The organism is Sulfurimonas sp., from assembly GCF_016744025.1.
GTDB lineage: Bacteria > Campylobacterota > Campylobacteria > Campylobacterales > Sulfurimonadaceae > Sulfurimonas.
Map to the genome: position 1 here is coordinate 1 of NZ_JADGFC010000194.1, position 3460 is coordinate 3460.

The 3460-nt window shown below is 29.1% G+C and carries 6 protein-coding genes; 5 read left to right on the forward strand and 1 reads right to left on the reverse strand.

Annotated features, from left to right (window positions below; genetic code table 11):
- Positions 1–115 (reverse strand): helix-turn-helix domain-containing protein (locus QZZ48_RS14950; RefSeq protein WP_294967061.1); only part of this gene is annotated, 115 nt, incomplete at its 3' end.
- Positions 116–420: 305 nt separating this feature from the next.
- Between QZZ48_RS14950 and QZZ48_RS14955 the strand changes: the two genes are divergently transcribed.
- From QZZ48_RS14955 to QZZ48_RS14975, 5 genes are all read left to right on the forward strand, one after another.
- Positions 421–1248, forward strand: coding sequence for a hypothetical protein (locus QZZ48_RS14955; protein WP_294967056.1), 828 nt, complete (start codon positions 421–423; stop codon positions 1246–1248).
- Positions 1249–1339: 91 nt separating this feature from the next.
- Complete coding sequence (locus QZZ48_RS14960; protein WP_294967057.1) at positions 1340–1660, forward strand: hypothetical protein; 321 nt, start codon at positions 1340–1342, stop codon at positions 1658–1660.
- 154 nt (positions 1661–1814) lie between these two features.
- Positions 1815–1964, forward strand: a complete 150-nt coding sequence (locus QZZ48_RS14965; RefSeq protein ID WP_294967058.1) for a hypothetical protein — start codon at positions 1815–1817, stop codon at positions 1962–1964.
- Positions 1961–2158 carry a hypothetical protein gene (locus tag QZZ48_RS14970; RefSeq protein ID WP_294967059.1) on the forward strand — a complete coding sequence of 66 codons (198 nt, stop codon included), beginning with the start codon at positions 1961–1963 and terminating at the stop codon, positions 2156–2158. Before QZZ48_RS14965 ends, QZZ48_RS14970 begins: the two co-directional genes overlap by 4 nt.
- On the forward strand, positions 2155–3321 hold the full coding sequence (locus QZZ48_RS14975) for a hypothetical protein (protein WP_294967060.1): 1167 nt from the start codon (positions 2155–2157) through the stop codon (positions 3319–3321). Before QZZ48_RS14970 ends, QZZ48_RS14975 begins: the two co-directional genes overlap by 4 nt.
- The last annotated feature ends 139 nt before the right edge of the window (positions 3322–3460 follow it).

The following is a 3460-nucleotide window of genomic DNA, read 5'->3' on the forward strand; positions in this document are numbered from 1 at the left end:
CATCAAGTACAAGTCCTTGATTTATTAATCTTACTAAATCTGGTTTTTCTTTTTCCCAACTGTTTAAAGTAGGTCTTGATACATTTAAAAGCTTTGCAAGTTCTGTTCTTGTCAATATAACCTCCTTTTTTACTCAAAATTGTAAATATACTTAATATTATTAAAAATTTAAACTATATTTAAGTAAATATGCCTTACAATTTAACTTATAAATGTAAAGTATATTTACAATCATAACTCGAGGAGAACTAGTTAATAGTTAAACCCTTTGAGATTTGTTCTTATTATAACATTTTTATAAAAGTGCTTTTTGTTATTCGTGACCCGAATCGTCCTTAAAATTTTCCACAAGGGGATTATGTAGCAATCCTCCCCTTGATGTAGGTAAGTGATAGCTACAAACATTAAAAGGTGCTACAAATGCAAACAGTCTTAAAACAAGCTTATCAAGCTGAAGTTCTTCTTAGAAAAGTTCACATGATTACAGTCGGTACAAAATGGCCTCATAAAGACCACGTTGTCCTAACCACGGAAAACACATATCAACACCCTGATTATGAGTTATTTACATATACACAACGCATTGACGTTGTAATCCCTTGTGAAACTAGACTTGAAGCTATGAAACTAACTAAAGCTCTTAAAGAGTACTTAGTAGTAAATGAAATGATGTTACCTCTTCATGTTGGTGTATTCCAAAAACCTTACTTAAAAGACAATCAAAAAGCTCGTAAATATTATGCATATGCAATAGACAATGCAAAAACATTTTTAAACTTACTTCCTGAACTATTAAAAGATAAACAAAACAAATTTGTTGTAGGAGCTACACCAGTAGAATCAAACGTTATTGTAAATGGCTTTGACCTAACTTATCAGATAGAAGATTACAGAATGGAACATACCTTTATGGAAAAAGATTTTGATGGAAAACCTCTTGATAAACCTTTTTATAGATTATCTCTTTATACTTCTTCAATCTTTGAAAATGAAGATATTAAGAGTAAAGATAAAGAACTAGTTCAAACTGAAGAGTTATTAGTTTTCCATATCAAAGGTGATTCAGAAAGTGAAATCTTAGCTCTTGGCACTGCTTTAGCAAAGCAAAACAGAGAGAAAAAACAAATCTTTACATGCAAAGGTGCTTTCCCTAAAAAAGAGAATGACTTCTACGCTGTAAATCTCGGTAAAAGTGCAAGTGAATTATTGAAGCAACTTTCTAGTGTGGATACTAAAAAAGTTTCTTAAAGACCCTCTAAGTTCCTCCTTAAAAGGCATTTTATACAAGTGCCTTTACTAGGGGCGAGTTTCGCCTACTTTCTATAAAAAGGGGTTTAGGATGAATGTTCTTAAACAAGGTTTTAATGTTGTAAAAGGTGCAGTTTCTAATGCTGTTGATTCTGTAAAAAAAGTTGGTGAAGTTATTTTACAAACTTCAACTAAAGCTTATATTGCTGTTGGTGCTTCTGTAGGTGCTTTGTTCAGTGGTACTCCTGCACATGCTGATTTAGCAACAACTCTTAAAACAGTTGAAACTGCGGCAACTACTGGTATAGACACTGTTTCTACAAGTGTTTCTACTGTTTATGTTTCTGTTTTTGGTCTTGTTATTTTAGGTGCTGGTATCGCTTGGCTTTTTGGTGCTATCAAAAAAAGATAATCTTACTAAGGGGATAAATTCCCCTTTTTTTTTAAAGGTTTAAAATGATTGATTATGTAATTGTTACTAATACAATACTTGGTTTATTTGGTTGTGCAATTTTGTATCTTGGTTTTGCTGTTATAGTTCAAGCTATAAAAAAGAGATAGTACAAATGAAAATCTTATTTTTATTTCTAATATCCCTTACTTATTCTTTTGCAACAACTGATAATCTTGGTTTAATCTCACAAGATAGAGCATTTCTTGATTCTTTAATAGGTATCGCTTATGCTTTTATTATTCTTTGGATTGTACCAAAATGAAAAAAATACTTTTACTTTTAATTTTCCTAAATACATTTGCATTTTGTGCTTTAGAACCTATTGCTGTTTTTAATATTTCTGATTCATTAGCTACTAACTATTTCTTCTCTGCTATTTTTGGTGTTTTACTAATCGCTATTCCCTCTAAAATTGCACTTCAAATCATCTGGAATTATGCAAAGAGTATCAAATGAGATATTTAATACTTTTACTTTTACCTCTATTTCTATTTTCTAAAAATATTTACTTTGAGGGTGGAAAAATCAATCTTGAAGATTTAGCAATTACTGTATCTTTAGAAACTAATAAAGATATTATTCTCCAACAATCTCTTAAAGATAAAATTGTTTATCTTAGAGTTGGTAAAGTTATTTCTACTAAAAAACTCTTTTCTTATTTTAAATCTCTTATAAATGCTAATGGTTTGGCACTAAATAAAAAAGATGATTTTTATATAGTTTCTCCTGTGACTGATCTACAGTATTTTTCTTATAGATTTAAAAACAGAAATACTAAAAATTTTGAAGTTCATGTTGAAAATTTAAAAGATAGTTGTACTCTTAGTGAAGATATGCTTTATTGTAATGCTGTTCCTAAGCAAATTAAAGTTATTAAAAAAATGGTAAAGTCTTATGATATTCCACTTCCTATAGACCCTTATAAAAATAAAACTGTAGATATAAGAGTAACTATACTTGAGAGTGGTTATAGCGATTTACTAAAACTAAAAAATGAACTTACTTTAAAAGCAAAATCTAAACCTTTATATGTAACTACATCAGCTAAAGATTCTTTACAATTAGCTCTCAATATGTTTTTGAATGGTACGAGCATAGCAAATACTTTATCACTTTCATACTTTTTCGAATATTTACAATCTAATGATATCTCAAAAGTTATAAACGAACCTCGCATACTAGTAACAAATGGTTATACAACCAGTATTACAACAGGTGGAACTACTAGGGTAATATCTTCAAAAACTAAAAATGATGACCTTTCTGCTGAAACTACTAATTATAATGTTCTTGATATAGGTTTACAAATTTCTGTAAAAGCTGAAATAATAGATGATAAAAAGTGTAAGTTAACAATAAAATTAAATAATGAAAATGTAGTCGGCGGTACTTCTGGACTTCCAATCACTTCAAAACAAAGTTATCAAACAACTCTTACTATAAATAAAAATCAAACCATTATAATTGGTGGTGTTCTATATGAAAAAGATACTCATGCTAAATCTAAAAATCCATTTTTAGGAGATATCCCAATCCTTGGAATTCCTTTTAAAAGTACAAAAACTATAAAAGAAAAAAAAGTACTCACTATAGCTCTTACTGTTAGGGACTACAAATGAAAAAAATACTAACACTCCTAATTCTTTTATCTTCTTTTGTATTTGCAAAATGGCAATCTGGTACTTGTCCTTTAACATATAATAATCTTGTACGTACTTTATTTAGTTCTAGAACTGTAACTTCTTCTACTACTTTAAA

Bases quoted from the DNA above. Each gene is read 5' to 3' on its own strand.
- QZZ48_RS14975 (WP_294967060.1), top strand. From the start codon at position 2,155: ATGAGATATTTAATACTTTTACTTTTACCTCTATTTCTATTTTCTAAA.
- QZZ48_RS14970 (WP_294967059.1), top strand. From the start codon at position 1,961: ATGAAAAAAATACTTTTACTTTTAATTTTCCTAAATACATTTGCATTT.
- QZZ48_RS14960 (WP_294967057.1), top strand. From the start codon at position 1,340: ATGAATGTTCTTAAACAAGGTTTTAATGTTGTAAAAGGTGCAGTTTCT.
- QZZ48_RS14955 (WP_294967056.1), top strand. From the start codon at position 421: ATGCAAACAGTCTTAAAACAAGCTTATCAAGCTGAAGTTCTTCTTAGA.
- QZZ48_RS14965 (WP_294967058.1), top strand. From the start codon at position 1,815: ATGAAAATCTTATTTTTATTTCTAATATCCCTTACTTATTCTTTTGCA.